Genomic DNA, 16677 nt, shown 5'->3' on the forward strand with positions numbered 1-16677 from the left:
AAGGGCGGGATCCGCGAAGATCCCGCCCTTTCTGCATGTACCGGATACGTCGGGCTTATTGCGGCCCGCCGAAGATGTCTGCCATCTTCACGCGCGCTCCGACGAAGAAGAAGCGGCCCACTGCACTGACCGGTGTATTGAGGCCCGATTCGGCACCGGCATAGTTGAGCAGGGCGAACGACGGCTTCTGGTCGAACATGTTGTTCACGCCGCCGTAGAATTCAAACCGCTGCGATGCCTGGACCCGGAAGCTGAGATCGTGCGTGAAGCGCTCCTTGTACTTCAGGTACTCCGGCGCGACGATGTCGGGGGTGTTGGCAATGGTCTGGCGGTCGAAGCGATAGGTGCTCGACGCGTAGTTGATCTGCCAGTCGAAGCTGACCGGGCCCTTCGCCCAGGTGAGGTCCGTGGTGATCTGGAACTTCGGCGATCCGGGCAGATAGGCCCTGTTGACGGCTTCGGCGCCCGGGATGGGGATGAACTTCAGCTCATGCAGGTAATTGCCGACGAGACGCAGGCCGAAGGTGCCGGCGCTTGCGGTCGGATGCGCATAGCTGACGGTAAAGTCGAGGCCCGAGGTCTTGAAGTTCGCGACGTTGAACGGTGAAAGCGTGAAGCCGGAGATGAAGCCCGGGTTGGCGTCACCGGAACCCTGCCTTGTGATCGCACCGCAATAGATGTTGTCGAGCGATTGCTGGTCGACGCAAAGCCCGGCAAGTTGGTCGGCGCTGGCGGTGTTGATGGCATCGTTGATCTTGATGTCATACCAGTCGGCCGTCACGACAAGGCGCGGAATGAAGCTGGGCTGGATCACCACGCCTGCGGTAAAGGTCTTGGCGGTTTCCTCACGCAAATCCCGATTGGCGGTGACGAGGCCGCCAACCCGGTTGGACTGGCCGATGAAGCTGGCAGGATCGGACACGCCAAGGCTGGTCAGCAGGGCCTGGCAGTTGGCGGCGCGGTACTGGCTGCCATTCTGCACCTGCACGAAGCTGCACGGATCGTTGACCGCGAGGAAAGTCTGCGAGCTAGCCCCGAACAGTTCGGTGATGTTCGGCGCGCGAACGGCGTGCGAATACGTGCCGCGCAAGGCGATGTCGCGCACCGGCGCCCAGTTTGCGCCGATCTTCCATGCGGTGGTGGAACCCACCGTCGAATAATCGGCGAAACGGATGGCCGCGTCCACATCGAGCCGATGCGCCAGTGGCATGTCGGCAAGCAGCGGTGCGTTGACCTCCGCGAAGGCTTCCCAGACATCGAACTGGCCCTTCGAGCGACCCAGAACGTTGGTCCAGGTCAACCCCTGCTCAACGAGCGGATCGGGCACGAAGCTGCTCTTTTCCTTGCGATATTCACCGCCGACAGCGAAGCCGAGCGGACCGCCGGGAAATTCGAACATGGACCCGGTGTTGCCGGTGATCGCACCGTTGACGACATGCTGGGTCAGCTTCGTGCGGTCGGTGGTGTCGGCGCTGATCCAGTCGATGGCTTCCTGCGATGCCACGCCTTCGCCGAAAATGTTGAGCGGGACGCAGTCGCCCGGCGAGAAGGTTACCGGCGGGATCGGCGCGCGCGTGTAGACTACGGGCTGAAAAGGAGTCCAGCCCGGCATCACATTGGCCCGGCAGGTCACGCCGCCAGCGCCATCGCTGACCGCGTCGATCGCGGCGTAGAAGCGATCGCTCAGGATGTTGCCGATGTAGTTCGCGGTAACCTTGGTCTGCCCGTAAACGTAGGAAAGATCGTAAGAAAGGTTCGGCGAAATGTCGCCCTTGGCGCCAATGACCGTGCGGATGGTCTCGCGCTCGATGTCCTCCCCGCGGCGACCGAAGTCGAAGTTGTCGCGGTTGACCATAACGCCAGCGGGCCCGAAGGGGTCGCCGAACGGACTAACGGGAAAGATGAACGGGCGGACGGCGTCCGGGATGTACGGATTGTCGGCCTGGATGAAGAGGTAATAGTCGTAAGTCGGCTGGCCGAGGCTGAAGGATTGCGTGTTGGCGTACTTGCCTTCGGCATAGAGTGTGAAGGCGTCGCTGAAATCGAAATGCGCGACGGCGCTGACGATGTCGCGATTGGTTTCAGGCAAGAGGTCCGTACCGTAGTCGGAGACCAGGGTGCCGTCTCCACCGCGACGATAGAGATAGGGCTGCTGACCCGGCGGCGTAGGCTGAAGGATCTCGCCGGGATCGAAAGGCGTGCCCTGCGCGCCGAAGAAGTCCGGAACGCCGTCGTAGTTGACGTCGATGCCGCCTTCGCGCGAGGTGTCGAAATAGTGAACGTCATCGAGCGGGACGTAAAACGGTTCGCCGCTGACGAGCTGGCCCGTCGCCGAAATCTTGTTGGGGTTGAAATAGAAACCCGTCCGGTTTGTGCCCGAATAGCGCTTGCGCTGTTGCTGGGTTAACCGATCCTGTTCTCCATGTTCCCAGGCGATGGCAAAATTGCCCCGACCCTGTGCGAAGTTGTGGCCTGCGGTAAGGGCGATCAGGCGCTGTCCGGCGTCGCCACGGCTGGAAATGCCGTTCTGGACGCGGGCTGTCACACCCTCGAAGTCCTTCTTCTGGATGAAGTTGACGACGCCGGAAACGCCGTCCGCGCCATAGATGGCCGAAGCGCCTCCGGTCAGTACCTCGACACGTTCGACGAGGTCGGTCGGAATGGTGTTGATGTCGACGGCCTGAATGCCCTTGAAGGCAGCGACCTGACGCCGTCCGTCGATGAGCACGAGCGTGCGTTCGGCGCCGAGATTGCGCAGGTCCAGCAGATTGAGGCCAGTCGTTCCGATACCTGCACGATCTCCGCTGCTGTCATAGGAGCTGAAGGAATTCTGGAGCGCGGGAAGGGTCTGCAGATAGTCGGTCAGGTTGATCGTGCCGGATGCCGCGATGTCCTCGTTGGATACGGTGACCACGGGATTGGCTGCTGCCAGTTCAGGCCGTGCGATGCGCGATCCCGTGACGATGATCGGATCACCTTGCTCCGCTGCCTCGGCTGCATCCTGCGCAGAGGCGGAAGTGCCGCCAATGGCCAATGCCGCAAGGCAGATCGCACTGTGAAGTACCGCCTTGGTTGGAATCGCTTTCACAATCTTTGCCCCTCTGCTGTGATTGCCTATCGACAGCGCATTTTGATTTGACGAACCCATTTTGCAGTCGTGACGGGGACCTGCTTCTTCACTTGCATCGTTTCGCGACGTTAGCTTCCCCGCCTAAGCCGCGGCACGATCTATATCGCTTCATGGTGAAGATAGTGTTGACGGAAGTGACAGGAGTGCAAGCACTCCAAACATCACTGGTCCCGAACCCAATATTTCACCATTTGTCGGATCAGAGTTGCTTCGCACATCAGGCCCGACCCGCGTTCAGCTGTGCTGCGGCCAGAGTTTCTGACGGCTTTGTGGCGTGACATGGCGTCTGCAGGACGCGCTAACCGCATTGTCGCCACAAAAAAGGGAGCGGCTGACGATCTGTCAGCCGCTCCCCGATCAAGCCAATCTCATTTAGAGATTTCTCAGTATTTTGCCGTCAGGCCGACGAAGAACGTCCGACCCAGCACATCGTACACGGACGGGAACGTATTCGCCGCGTTGTACGCCGTACCACCTGCAGCCGAACCGACGATCGGCGGCTGCTTGTCGAAGGCATTCTGGATGCCGAGACGGAGCGTATACGATTCCTCCACGTTGAAATTCGCGGTGAAGTCAAAGTAGCTGACGCTGGGGATCTTGGACTTCAGAATGTCCGTTCCGGAGTCTTGCTTCACACCTCCGATGAGGCGCCAGCGACCGGCGAGATTGAAATTGTCGCCGCCGAAGGTGAGCGTTGCGGTATGCTTCCACTTGGGCATGGGAGCAAAGTTGCAGGCAAAGCCGAAGCGACCGGCACATTCGGTTTCCGGAAGGAACGATGCGCCCTGCTTCTTGTAGGTGGCCACATACGTTCCAGCCACGTTCAGGCCGACCGTGAAAGCGCCGACAGGGCGCTTATAGTCGAACTGCACGTCGACACCACGCGTCTTGCGCGATGCTGCGTTGAACTGGAACTGGTCAACGCCGAAGTCGATGCCGCCCGACAGCGAACCGCTGAGCGAGTTGCGGTGAATGGCCTGACAATACGGACTATTCGCATCCTGGATGATGTTATAGCACGCATCCACGACATTCTGCGGCGAGCCGCCGAGCGTGTCGATCGCGTTGTTGATCTTGATGTCGTAGTAGTCGACCGACAGGGTCATGCCCGGGATGCTCGGCGGATTGAGCACAACGCCCATGGTGATCGTGTTGGCCTTTTCGGCCTTCAGATCGATGTTGCCGCCAGAGAAGGCATTGATCTGACCTGCGACCGGCGCAGGAATGCGGCCAATCTGACCAACCGGAGCGCCCGTTGCAATGCACAGATCGGTCAGGGTGGCGTTGCCGTTCGGATTGGTGCCAGCGCACGGATCCGTGTCGAGGTTGTCGATGCTCGATACCTTCGGAGTCGCAAGCTCATACATGTTCGGAGCGCGTACGGCCCGTTGGAACATGCCGCGCAAGCGAACACCATCGACCGGGGTCCAGTTCGCGCCTGCCTTCCAGGTGAAGACGCTGCCCACAGACGAATAGTCCGAATAGCGCGCGCCGGTTTCGAGAGTCAGTTCGCGGAATCCGGGGCGATCGGAGACGATCGGGATCAGCAATTCGCCGTAGGCTTCCTTCACGTCGTAGCTGAACGCCGGGAAGGGAATGCCCTGACCGTAACCGATCAGATCGCCCGAAGCAAAAGCCTCGTCGATGTCAGCACGCGCCTTTTCCTTACGGTACTCAAGGCCCAGTGCAACACCGATATCCGTATCCGACCACGGAGAAATCGAACCGAAACTACCCGACAGAGCTGCGCCAGCGACCCACTGCTGCGTTACGTCGCGCTCACGGCCACTTGCCGAAATAAACGAAACGGCATCGGAAGACAGAGGAGTGGTGGTGAACAGATTGATCGGTACGCAGCCGTTGCTCGCGTCACGGCAGACGATGTCCGAACCCACCTGAACCGCGTCCAGCGCCTGTGCGACGCGGGCATAAGTGATGTCGTTGAGGTAGGCGATGTTGCGGGTCGTCTTGGCGTACTGGCCGAAGACGTCGTAACTCCAGGTAGAGGACAGATCGCCACGAACACCCAGCACGGCCTGCCACGACTCATTGTCGTAAGTGGTCGTACGGCCACCGCTTTCGACAATGCGCCTGCGGATGTTCACCGTCGTCGATCCGTCGGCGTTGATTGTTCCAATGCCGTTGAAGAACAGATCGCGCTGCTGATCGGTCAGGTACGGGTTGTCAGGGAAGATGTTGAAGGAATAGCCGAAGGTGCCGGTCGGCGCGCTCTGGCTGTTTACCTTGCTGCGAATGTAGCTTCCGCGACCGTAAACTTCGACGCCGTCGGCCACTTCGTACTTGGCAAGGACGGTGCCGAGCCAACGCTTCTGAGGCGTGATCAGATAGTTCGGCGGGGCGTAGTTGTAGGGCTGATAGAACGGAACCAGGTCATCGCCGGCGCCGATCTGGTAATAGTCGGCATCGGTGTTCGCAAAGGTGTTGTCGAAGACGGTCGGAACGGCCGTGGAGGATCCGCCGGGCGAAACCAGATCGTCGGAGTCGAGCGCGAAGGCCGAGAACTTGCGGTCGGACTGGAAGATGAGCCCCCGCTTCAGGTAGCCGACGGAAGCAACGATGTTGCCACGGTCGCCCAGTTCCAGGCCGCCGGTCAGGTTGACGTCATAGACCGGAGCGTCGCCGCGGCTCGTCAACTGCGTCGAGCCGTCGAAGCGAAGGCCCTTGAACTCGTCGTCGAGGACGAAGTTGACAACACCGGACACGGCGTCCGAACCATAAACCGCGGATGCGCCACCGGTCAGGACATCGACGCGCTTGATCAACGCGGTCGGGATCGAGTTTACGTCGACCACGCCGTTGTAGTCGTAGGAAACCATTCGCTTGCCATCGACAAGCACGAGGGTGCGCTGATCCCCGAGGCCGCGCAGGTTCAGCGATGCCGCACCCGGGTTGCCGTTATTAACGGCAGGGCCGCTTTCCGGAAGGAACTGAGGGTTCGAGGCCAGAAGGGATTCGACGCTCGGAGAGTTGAATTCCTTGAACGTGTCGCCGCTGACGACCGAAACCGGGCTGGAAGAGGTCAGGTTCGGGCTGGTAATGCGCGAGCCCGTGACGATGATGACTTCACCGGCATCGGCGTCGTCCGCAGTCGCCTCCTGAGCTTGTGCGTGGCCAGCAAGCAGAAGTGCGGAGACTGACAAGCAGGTGCCGCTCCGCAGGACGGCCTTCTTGATTGGATTTTTCACAGTTGGTGTCCCTTATTTTCGTGCGCTTGCCGATTGTGTGACCAAGCTGGGCAAGCAACCCGTTTTTGACGGCAGGCAAGAGTGTCTTCCCTTTGTCATCTGGCTTTCTTGCCCCGCCGTAACTGGCTTTCAATGGTTATCGTGGGCGGTGTGCAAATTGTGTTGCCGGCTGTGTTATCGGCGCAACAGTGCGGAATTGCGTGGGATTTGAGGCTTGTCGTGCAAATTGGAACCGACATTCGGCGATGTGTTACAGAGGATCGGTCTCGTCCATGAATTGGGCAAATTTGTTGCGTGCCGGCGGCCTGATGAGATCACTTGTTGCCATGCTGATCTGCAAGGCCTGTACGGGCCTCGGGGACTATCGCAATTTTTCCGTACGTCCGTTTGCGACCTGCCAATATCGCCGGATAATTTTCTTGCGCATTGACCAGCCGCGGCGGGCAATTTAATCGAGTGATTAAATTGCCCGCAAGGGGCCAGTGTGTGCAGGAAAAGGAAACGGCATGAAACTCGACAGCTCTGTGTCGGCGGTGGTGACCGGGGCGGCTTCGGGCCTGGGGGCGGCGACGGCGCGTGCTTTGGCGGCAAAGGGCGTCAGGGTTGCGATCTTCGACCTTAATGCCGAGGCCGGCGAGGCACTGGCCGCCGAAATCGGCGGCGTGTTCTGCGCAGTCGATGTGACGGACGATGCCAGTGTCGATGCCGGTTTCGGAAAGGCGAGGGCGGCCCATGGGCAGGAACGGGTGCTCGTCAATTGCGCCGGCATTGCGCCGGCATCCAAGACAGTCGGCAAGAACCGGGAAACCGGCGCGCCGCGTGCGCATGACATGGGTCTGTTCGAGAAGGCGATCGCGATCAACCTCGTGGGCACATTCCGCTGCATTGCCAGATCGGCCGCGGGGATGGTGACGCTCGATCCGGTGGACGAGGCGGGCTCGCGCGGGGCCATCGTCAATACCGCTTCGGTGGCGGCGCAGGACGGACAGGTCGGTCAGGCCGCCTATGCCGCGTCGAAGGGCGGCGTGCTCGCCATGACCCTGCCGATCGCGCGCGACCTGATGAACGAGGGGATCCGCGTGAACACGATTCTGCCGGGCATTTTCGAAACGCCGATGATGGCCGGGATGCCCGATCAGGTGCAGCAGGCGCTTGCGGCGATGGTTCCGTTTCCCAAACGGCTCGGAAAACCGGGGGAATATGCCGATCTAGCCCTTTTCATGCTTGAACATGACTACATGAACGGCGAAGCGGTCCGCCTGGACGGAGCGATCCGGATGGGACCGAAATGACAGTGCAGGACAGATGGGTGCGATGAAGGACCAGCCGATGGCGAAGGGTGAAAGTGAGGTCGCGGGCGTACCGCCCGGTGCCCGCGCCCTGTTGCTGGACACCGCCAGCGAGATCATGCGCGATGGCGATGTCATCGATATCTCGCTGTCCGAACTCAGCCTGCGTTCCGGTCTCAACTCGGCACTGGTGAAGTACTATTTCGGGAACAAGGCGGGTCTGCTCAAGGCCTTGCTGGACCGCGACTGGAAAGCGATCGTCACCAGCGTCGACGCGCTTGTCGCCAAGGATGGCTGGGACCCGGAAGCAAAGTTGCGCCGCCATCTGTGGAAGGTGGTCGATACCTTCTACATGGTGCCCTACCTCAATCGCCTGACGATGCGGGTTATCCGCGAAAGCGACGATACCGAAGCGCGCCGCATCGCCGACAGCTATCTCTCGCCGATGTACCGTGCCTACGAGCAACTCATCGGCGATGGGGTCAAGGCGGGCAAGTTTCGTGAAATCGATCCGCAATTATTCTACTTTACGGTGACCGGCGCGGTGGACCGGTTTTTCTCGGCGCGTCTCGTGCTCAAGCATTGCTTCGACCAGGACACGTTGACCGAAGGACTGCGCGACCGCTACCGCGAACATACGATCGACATCATCATGGCAGGCATCCTTGCGCGCTGAAAAAAGCCCCTTCTGGCATATCGGAGTGATCGGCGGATCGGGACTGGCCGCCGGCATCGACCTTGACGACGCGCAGGAGATTGCAGTTTCCAGCCCCTTCGGCGAGCCTTCCGGACCGGTCACGACCGGTCGCCTGAACGGTGTGCGCTTTACTTTCATCGCGCGCCACGGGGCAGGACACGTGCTGCCGCCCTCGCAAGTGAATTACCGCGCCAATATCGACGTGCTCAAGCGCTGCGGCGTGACGGACGTCCTCGCGCTGTCGGCCATAGGATCGTTACGCGAAGCGATGGCACCGGGGGACTTCGTGGCGGTCGACCAGTTCATCGACCGCACCGTGGGCCGCCAGAACAGTTTCTTCGGTCCCGGCATGGTTGCGCACGTCAGCCTTGCCGATCCCGTCTGCCGCCGCCTTTCCGGCATGGCGACCGCGGCGGCCCGGCTTGCCGGCGCCAGCGTCCACGAAGCGGGTTGCTACATCGCCATCGACGGGCCGCAGTTTTCGACCCGGGCGGAAAGCCTGATGTACCGTGAATGGGGCGCCGACGTGATCGGCATGACCGCGATGCCCGAAGCGCGTCTGGCGCGCGAGGCGGAACTGCCTTACGCCCTGCTGGGCATGGTCACGGACTATGACTGTTGGCGCGGTTCGGACGCGACGGTCGAAGTCTCCGAAGTGCTGGAAGTGATGAAGGCCAATGCCGAACTCGCCCGGCAGGCCGTGCGGGCGCTTGCCGCGAACCTGCCGACCCGGCGCGAACCCAGTCCCTTCGACTACGCGCTGGAACATGCGCTGGTGACGGCACCGGATCTGCGAGATCCGCAACTCGTGGCGCGGCTCGATGCCGTTGCCTGCCGGATTCTCGGCGAGGGCGCCTGATCGCAATTCGCCGGGCATTCGTTCCGCGCCGTTGCTCCATGCAAAAAGCCCCTCCACGGATCTTCCGGGAGGGGCTTTTTGTTTGCCTGCAGCCAGTCGTCAGTTGCTGCCGGGACCGCCGCCCGAGAAGGCATCGGCGATCGAGCAGGCCGCCGGGCCGAGAATGACGACGAACAGCGTCGGCAGGATGAACAGGATCAGCGGCACGGTCATGATCGCGGGCAGGCGCGCGGCCTTTTCCTCGGCGCGCATCATGCGCTCGTTGCGGAATTCGGCCGAGAGCACACGCAGGGCCGAAGCCAGCGGCGTACCGTAACGCTCGGTCTGGATCATCGTGGTGACGACGCCCCTGACCGCGTCGAGATTGACGCGCCAGGCGAGGTTCTCGAAGGCCTGTCGGCGTTCGGTGAGGAATGAAAGCTCGATCGAGGTGAGCGAGAATTCGTCGCCCAGTTCCGGATAGGCGCGGCCCAGTTCCCGGGCGACCCGTTCGAACGCCGCGTCGACGGTCAGACCGGCTTCGGCACAGATGACCAGCAGGTCGAGCGCGTCCGGGAGACCCTTGCGGATCGCGTCGGTGCGCTTGGTGATCATGTTCTGGATGAAGATGTCCGGGCCCTTGTAGCCGGCGAGAAGCGCGACGGCGAAGCCGCCGAACTTCTTGAAGCTGCTCCATTCCGGAAAGTAATCGATGCCGTAGATCACGATAGCGGCGGTGACGCCCAGCACGATCGGCGCGACGAGGCGCGCAAAGACGACGGCGACCGCCCACTCCTTGTTGCGGATGCCGGCTTGCGCCAGCTTCTGCTGGATTTCCTTGAGCTGGCTGTCCTGCAGGACCTTCAGGGAACCGAGGAAGGCGCCCATCTTGTCGGTCGTGTCGTTACGGCGAACGACGCTCTGGCGCTTGCGCGCGGTCGTGACGATGCCGGCCTTGAGCGCCTCGCGACGCTGGTTGAGCGACTTGACGCGCTTGGCCATCGGGTCGCGCACGGTGACGGCGGCATAGATGGCGAGCATCATCGCGACCGCGGCCACCGCAGCGAGCAGCGTTGCGACGAAGATGACGTCGAAGCCGAGGAGCGTCGGGCCGGATGCTTGTTGGATCATCGTTTCCAGTCCCTCAGATCTCGAAGCTGACCATCTTGGCCATGATGAAGGCGCCGATGCCCATCCAGACCATGCCGCCCAGGCCCGCAACGATCAGACGTTCGTCGATGAAGAACTCGCCGATGTAGCCCGGGTTGATCCACCAGATCATGGCGAAGACGATGAACGGCAGTGAGCCGACGATGTAGGCCGAAGCCTTCGATTCCGAACTCATCGCGCGGATCTTGAGCTTCATCTGCGCGCGCTTGCGCAGGACGTCGGCCAGGTTGGCGAGCGTTTCGGCCAGGTTGCCGCCGGTCTCGCGCTGGATGGCCAGGGTAATGCAGAAGAAGTTGAATTCCGGCATGGCCAGGCGGTCGGCGGTTTCCTGGAGGGCGTCCTCCATGGTCTTGCCGATCTTGATGCGTTCGGTGACGAGCTTGAATTCCTCGCCTACCGGACCGGGGACTTCCTTGGCGACCACGCCCAGCGTTTCGGTGACCGGAAGGCCAGAGCGAAGGCCGCGCACGAGCAGTTCGATGGCATCGGGGAACTTCACCGTGAAGGCGTTCGCGCGCCGCTTGATGAAGTGGCCGACCACTGCGTGGGGCAAGCCCGCGCCGAGGAAGAGGCCGAAGGCCAGCGAGAGGAAGAACGCACCCGACTTGAGGAAGAACACGAGGGTGACGGCAGCGGCAATGCCGACCGAAGAGTAGAGGTACTGCGACAGGGTCCAGGGCAGGCCCGAGCGGTGCAGGCGCAGGGCGAGTGCCTCGATGCGCGATCCCGACCCGGCGATGTGGTGCATCCTGGGTTTGCGCGCGGCCACGGCCTTGCGCATCTGGGCCTCGACCCGCGCTGTCGCGCTTTCCGAGTGCCTGTAGCGCAGGCTGCTCAGGCGACGCGCGGATTCCTTGGTCGGCGAAGGCCCCGAGAAAGCCGAGAAGAGGAGCACAATGAGGCTCGTCAGTCCCGCTACGACCAGTATCAGCTGAAGTGCGTTCATGCTGTCCTATGCCTTCCGCCTAGCCTGTTGCCGTGTCCCGCTCCGGAAGGTTGCCCTTCCGGCCGGGGGTCAGGCGTCGGCTGCAGCCTTCTTGCTCACCTTGTTCATGACCGACTTGATATCGAGCTTGCCGAGCAGCGACTTGGCGGCGGCCGGCGTCCCTGCGACATCGTCGCCCGCATCGGTGATCATCCGGGCGAGATCGCGGATGGCGCTGCCCGCCTTGCTGGAGCGGTTGGCATCGGCAAACGTCTGGCCGAGCTTCGCTGCCATCGATGCCGCCTTGAGGTCGTAGGGGATCGAGAGCTGGATCTTGTTCTCGATCGAGGCCTCGAAGTCGGACTTGCTGATTTCGGCAAGGCTCGATTGAACCTTGTTGGCAACGACGATCACCCGCGTTTGCGGGGCGTGCGACTTGAGCCACGAGAGCATGCGGATCGCATCGCGCGCGGAGGCCAGCGTCATTTCGGTCACCAGGACCACGACGTTCACATCGGCGATGAGCTGCGGAAAGTTGATCAGCATGTTGCGCGGCATGTCGATGACGGTCATCTCGAATGCCTGGCGGAATTCTTCCTCGAGTTGCACGAAAGCAGCCCCGTCCGTCATCAGCGGCGCGTTGATCGGCGCTTCTGCCGACAGGATCGCGAGATTGTCGTTCGCGCGGATCATGGCGCGTTCGATGAACAGACCGTCGATGCGGCTGGGGTTCTCGATCGCGTCGGTCAACCCGCGGCCGGGCTCCAGGTCGAGGCTCAGCGCGCCGGTGCCGAAGTGAATGTCGAGGTCGAGCAGCGCGGTCGGCAGCTTGTGGTCGGCGCTGAACAGCCAGGCCAAGGAAGTCGCCAGCGTCGAGGCACCGACGCCGCCGCGCGTACCGATGACGGCGGTTGCGATGTGCTGGCGCGCGGCGCCTGCGTCATGGCTCTTGGGCGCGGAGAACACCGCCTGCGCCTGCGCGAGGGAATCGCGAACCTGTGCCGGCGAAAGCGGCTTGAGCAGGTAGTCGTGAATGCCGCTGGCAATGAGGTCGCGATAGAGGCGAACGTCGTTCACCTGACCGACTGCGATGACGATCGTGCCCGGCTCGCACACTTCGGCAAGGGCATTGATGTCGTTGAGCGGGTCGCCGCTCTCCGACAGGTCGACCATCAGGATGTTCGGGCTGGCCGTAATCGAAAGCGACTGGACGGCATTGCGCAGGCCGCCCTTGTTGCACTTCTCCGGCTGCCAGCCCATTTCCATCGCGATCGGGCGCAGGGCGTCGAGCGAGGCTTCGTCGCACAGGTAGGCGGCGAACTGGTCACGTCCGTTGGGGCTCCCGGATTTCCAGTGAGCGTTCATGGTTCAGTTCCCACTCTTGCTTGAAGTGTTGCGAAGGCCGCTGGCGCCGGTCGGTTGCGCCTGGCGGTAGGTTTCGATGGCCTTTGACGAGCTCATGACCGTCGTTTCGCCGGTCGCGGTCGCGCCGCGCAGCAGGTCTTCGGGATTGGCAATCATCGCGGCGAGGTTGGAATTGGTCGCGCAGCCGTAGTTGCTGCTCAGGCCATTTGCGGGATTGGCGTCGCTCTTGGCCGACCAGTCCGGGCATCCCGGGACGCTGGCCTTGGTGCGGGCGATGACCACGCGCGCCGTTCCGGCCGGGACGTAGCCCTCGGTGACGGGTGCCGCCTCGCTCAGGAGCAGGCCGTAGCGCGAAGCGACCGCCTCGATCGCCGAGCGGGTAGAGGAATTGGCGGCCGGATCGTCGACATAGACCTTGTCGCCGTACTTCGCGCCCATCGCTTCGAACCAACCGGCAAGGCGCTGCTGTTCGCCATAGGCAAGGCCGGAGCCGCCGGTGGAGACATCGAGCGTGTAGTTGACCTTCTCGACGATCGGCTGGTGGATGCTGTTCATCGAGCGGTTGGACGGAATGCCGCCGCACCCTGCAAGGCCGAGCCCGAGTGCCAGAGCGAGGGCAGTGCCGGCGACGCGGCTGGCGAATGCCATGTTCGGTTTGTGCATCGTCACTACCTTTCTCACTTCAGGGTGAAGCCGGGCCTGGCGGAGTCGTCAGACGCGGTGCGCTTCGACTTCTTCTTCGACTTGCCGCTGCCCGACGCATCGCCGATGCCCGGACCGTCGACCGCCGAGGGCGACTGCGTTGGCTGGGGCGGCTTGGCTTCGCTGACGCCGTCGCTGGCCATGTTGCCGAGCAGGCGCTGCAGTTCGTTGGGAGCCTGGAAGCCGTCGGTCGGCAACGCGATCTGGTTCGCATCGACCGGATTGACGAGATACGGGGTGACGACGATCACCAGTTCGGTCTCGCCGCGCTTGTAGCTTGTCGACCGGAACAATGAGCCGAGGATCGGCAGGTCGCCTGCACCGGGCATCTTGGTGATCGTGTTCTGCGAGTTGTTGCTGAGCAGTCCCGCGATCATGAAGCTCTGTCCGGAGCCCAGTTCGATGGTCGTTTCGGTGCGGCGGGTGGTGAGCGCCGGAACCTCGAAGTTGTTGAGCACGATCGCGCCCTGGCTCGAGAGTTCCGAGACTTCCGGACGCACCCGGATCGAGATGCGGCCGTTCGCGAGCACGGTTGGGGTGTAGCTGAGGCTGACGCCGTATTTCTTGTATTCGATCGAGGTCGAGCCAAGGCCCTGGCTGATCGGGATCGGGAACTCGCCGCCTGCGAGGAACTCGGCGGTCTCGCCGGAAAGCGCGGTCAGGTTCGGCTGCGCCAGCGTCGTGACGAGGCCCACGGTCTCACCCGCATCGAGCGCGCCGAGAATGTTGAGGCCGAGCAGCTTGCCCGTACCGCCAAGGGTCGTGCCCGTGGCTGTGTTGACGATGTCCGAGCCGCCTGCAGGGGCCTTCACGTTGCCTACGCCAAGGGGGCCACCGGGCGTGAACTGCGAGCCGACGACACTGCCTTGTCCGAGGCCGAATTTGAAACCGCCTGTGCTGTCGGTTGTCGCCCACCTGACGCCCAGCGACTTGGCCAGCGAGCGGCTGACTTCGGCGATGCGCACCTGCAGGTTGACCTGCAGTGGCGTGGCCATGCGCAGGCGGCTGATCACGTTCGACTTCTCGCCGACATAGGCCTGGACGAGGCGTTCTGCCTCTGAGGCGTCTTCCGGCGTCTTGACCGTGCCCGTCAGCAGGAAGGTGTTGGAGCCCATCGTCGAGACGCCGATCTTGGCCTCGGGCATGGCCAGGCGCAGCATGTCGTCGACGCTGTCGAGGTTGGAGCCGACGCGGATATTGGCCGACCAGATGACGGCGCCTGCCGCGTTGCTGGCATAGACCGTTGTCGTCCCGCCGGCCTTGCCGAAGACGTAGAACTGGTTGCGCGACTTGACCTGGACGTCGGCGACCGCCTCATTGGCGACGAAGACGTCGGTCATCGTGCCGGGCACGTTGATGAGCTGTCCGTTGCCGATCGAAAGCGAGATGTCCTGCGCCGGGCGGACCACCGACTGGGCAACGGCAGGTGCCGGGACGGCGAGGGCCAGCGGCGACAGGGCGCAGGCGGCACTCAACACGGACTTGAGAAGGCGCTGTTTCATGACCTTGCCCTTCGTGGCAGAGAAATCGATTGCGGATTGGGTCGCCATTACTTGGCTCCCACGACTTCTTCAGTGGTGGTCTTGCCGCGGGTGACACGAACGACCGGCCCGGTGCGGACCGGAGCGGCGTCCGAAACCGGACCGCGGTTGGAGAAAGCGACGGCCATGGCGTTGCTGCGCGTGGCGCGTTCGTCGGCCGTCATCGGGCGGCTCGAACGCTGGAAGCGCGAGACGTCGCCGCCGGTGACGTATGTGGTGTTGCCTTCGATCGGGCGTTCCATCGCCTGGCGCACGAGCTTGTTTTCCTGCTCCTTGGTCGCGCCTTCGGGAACGTTGACTTCGCCGTTGGCGAGGATGCGTTCGAATTCGCCCTGGCTGTCGGCGATCGAGCGCAGCGAGAGGCTGAGCGTGCCGATTTCCTGGGCTACGGCGACCTTCTCGGCGATGCGCGGAGTTACTTCGATGGTGACGGTGCGGAACGCCTTCACCACGGTCTTGCCGTCGACGACCTCGTTGTCGGTGGTCTGGTCGGTGGCGAGGACGCGCAGGTTGCGCAGGATCGTTTCGGAAGTGCGCAGGGGATCGCCTTCGCCCTTGACCTGCTGGGTCAGGACGAGGTCGACGCGGTCACCCGGAAAGACGAAGCCGCCGACCCCGGTCTTGGCCGAGACCGGAATGGTCACGGCGCGCATGCCCGGGCCAAGCGCGGCGGCGAGGAAGCCGCGGTCGCCCGGCGCGACGAGCGAGCCCTGGGTGACGGGCTGGCCGGCAGTGAGCGGGAAGCGCACGACGGTGCCGAGCAGCTTCGACATGTCGGCTTCGCCATCGATGAAGTAAGCGTCCTTCACCAGTTCCGAAGGCCAATCCTGGAAGGAGATGGCATCGGCGGTGATGATGGTTCCCACCGGCAGGGCGCGCTGTGCGACAAGGACCTTGGGTCCCGTCGGCGCGGCCGGCGCGGCATCGGCTTGCGGCGCGGAGGCGCCTGCAAACATCGAACGGGCGACGAAGGCCGTCCCCGCTGCGACGAGCAGCGCGACAACCAGCAGCACCAGCTTCTTCTTATCCATGGCTCTGAAGCCCCCTAGAAATCCCCGAGTAGTTGTCCTCAACATCGGGTGAATTGGTTAAAATGAGGTTCATCCAAGAATTCAGCTCAACAGGGCCGCCGAATAGGCTTGCTCGCTAAGTACCCAGAGGCCTGCGAGCGAAATGGCGACGCCATAGGGAATCGGAAGGCGAGACTTCTGCCTGCGCAGCATGTGACGGAACCCGAATGCGAAGAATGCAAGCACGGCGACGATGGCGAGAGCGATCGTCCAAGGCTGCGGCAGGAAGCTGCCCACGGTCGCCAGCGTCTCGGGATCGACCAGCGGCTGGCGTGTCGCCATGGCATAGACGAACAGGCAGGCGCACCAGACCCAGGCGATCGCCGTCACGCCCGCCAGCACGTCGCGCACGACTTCGCCGGGCACGCGGCGCATGTTGAAGAAGGCCATCGCCACAGAAGCGCCGCCGCCGATCACGCCCATCATGACGATGAGCTGGACGAAGGCGGCCGGGCTGAACCAGAAGGCGAGGGCGGTCAGCAGTTTCACGTCGCCGCCGCCCATCTGGCGCATGGCGAACAGGAAGCAGGTGACGATGAAAGTGAGAACGGCGAGGCCGAGCTGGAAGCCGACATCGGCCCAGCCATATCCAGCCGAATACCACCAGACGGGCGCGCAAAGTGCGATGGCCGCGTTCAGCCAGTTGTCGATTTCACGCCGCTTTACGTCGGTATAGGCGGCATAAAGCAGTGCAGTTGCCAATGCAGCCAGCAATGCGTACGAAAAATACCCGCCTTGCATGTA

At 62.7% G+C, this 16677-nt stretch carries 12 protein-coding genes; 3 read left to right on the plus strand and 9 right to left on the minus strand.

The window, feature by feature from the left end; translation table 11 throughout:
- Positions 1-55: 55 nt before the first annotated feature.
- Positions 56-3088 carry a TonB-dependent receptor plug domain-containing protein gene (locus B5483_RS01630; RefSeq protein ID WP_245828784.1) on the minus strand — a complete coding sequence of 1011 codons (3033 nt, stop codon included), beginning with the start codon at positions 3086-3088 and terminating at the stop codon, positions 56-58.
- Positions 3089-3513: 425 nt separating this feature from the next.
- Positions 3514-6291, minus strand: a complete 2778-nt coding sequence (locus B5483_RS01635; RefSeq protein WP_245828785.1) for a TonB-dependent receptor domain-containing protein — start codon at positions 6289-6291, stop codon at positions 3514-3516.
- A gap of 551 nt (positions 6292-6842) precedes the next feature.
- Between B5483_RS01635 and B5483_RS01640 the strand changes: the two genes are divergently transcribed.
- From B5483_RS01640 to mtnP, 3 genes are read left to right on the plus strand one after another with little or no spacing between them, the layout of a single operon-like run.
- A complete protein-coding gene (locus B5483_RS01640) occupies positions 6843-7628 on the plus strand; it encodes an SDR family oxidoreductase (protein ID WP_079729278.1) in 786 nt (261 codons plus the stop codon).
- Positions 7629-7650: 22 nt separating this feature from the next.
- The gene (locus tag B5483_RS01645) at positions 7651-8301 is read left to right on the plus strand and encodes a TetR family transcriptional regulator (RefSeq protein WP_054947317.1); all 651 of its coding nucleotides are present in this window, start codon (positions 7651-7653) and stop codon (positions 8299-8301) included.
- Positions 8291-9181, plus strand: a complete 891-nt coding sequence (gene mtnP, locus B5483_RS01650; protein WP_079729279.1) for an S-methyl-5'-thioadenosine phosphorylase — start codon at positions 8291-8293, stop codon at positions 9179-9181. The genes B5483_RS01645 and mtnP overlap by 11 nt, the downstream gene beginning before the upstream one ends.
- Before the next feature lie 99 nt (positions 9182-9280).
- On the opposite strand, the gene B5483_RS01655 is transcribed toward mtnP, so the two are convergent.
- The 7 genes from B5483_RS01655 to B5483_RS01685 form a co-directional block, all read right to left on the minus strand.
- On the minus strand, positions 9281-10291 hold the full coding sequence (locus B5483_RS01655; RefSeq protein WP_054947236.1) for a type II secretion system F family protein: 1011 nt from the start codon (positions 10289-10291) through the stop codon (positions 9281-9283).
- Positions 10292-10304: 13 nt separating this feature from the next.
- A complete protein-coding gene (locus B5483_RS01660) occupies positions 10305-11276 on the minus strand; it encodes a type II secretion system F family protein (RefSeq protein WP_054947237.1) in 972 nt (323 codons plus the stop codon).
- 69 nt (positions 11277-11345) lie between these two features.
- Positions 11346-12620 (minus strand): pilus assembly protein CpaE, encoded by a 1275-nt coding sequence (locus tag B5483_RS01665; RefSeq protein WP_054947238.1) that lies wholly within the window; start codon positions 12618-12620, stop codon positions 11346-11348.
- 3 nt (positions 12621-12623) lie between these two features.
- Positions 12624-13283, minus strand: coding sequence for a CpaD family pilus assembly protein (locus B5483_RS01670; RefSeq protein WP_245828786.1), 660 nt, complete (start codon positions 13281-13283; stop codon positions 12624-12626).
- A 14-nt stretch (positions 13284-13297) separates the two neighbouring features.
- Entirely contained in the window at positions 13298-14872 is a 1575-nt protein-coding gene (locus B5483_RS01675) for a type II and III secretion system protein family protein (RefSeq protein ID WP_054947240.1), read from the minus strand.
- Positions 14872-15894 carry a Flp pilus assembly protein CpaB gene (gene cpaB, locus B5483_RS01680; RefSeq protein WP_054947241.1) on the minus strand — a complete coding sequence of 341 codons (1023 nt, stop codon included), beginning with the start codon at positions 15892-15894 and terminating at the stop codon, positions 14872-14874. The genes B5483_RS01675 and cpaB overlap by 1 nt, the downstream gene beginning before the upstream one ends.
- Positions 15895-15975: 81 nt before the next feature.
- Positions 15976-16635 carry an A24 family peptidase gene (locus B5483_RS01685; RefSeq protein ID WP_245828787.1) on the minus strand — a complete coding sequence of 220 codons (660 nt, stop codon included), beginning with the start codon at positions 16633-16635 and terminating at the stop codon, positions 15976-15978.
- Between the last annotated feature and the right edge of the window lie 42 nt (positions 16636-16677).

Source organism: Novosphingobium mathurense, assembly GCF_900168325.1.
Taxonomy (GTDB): Bacteria; Pseudomonadota; Alphaproteobacteria; order Sphingomonadales; family Sphingomonadaceae; genus Novosphingobium; species Novosphingobium mathurense.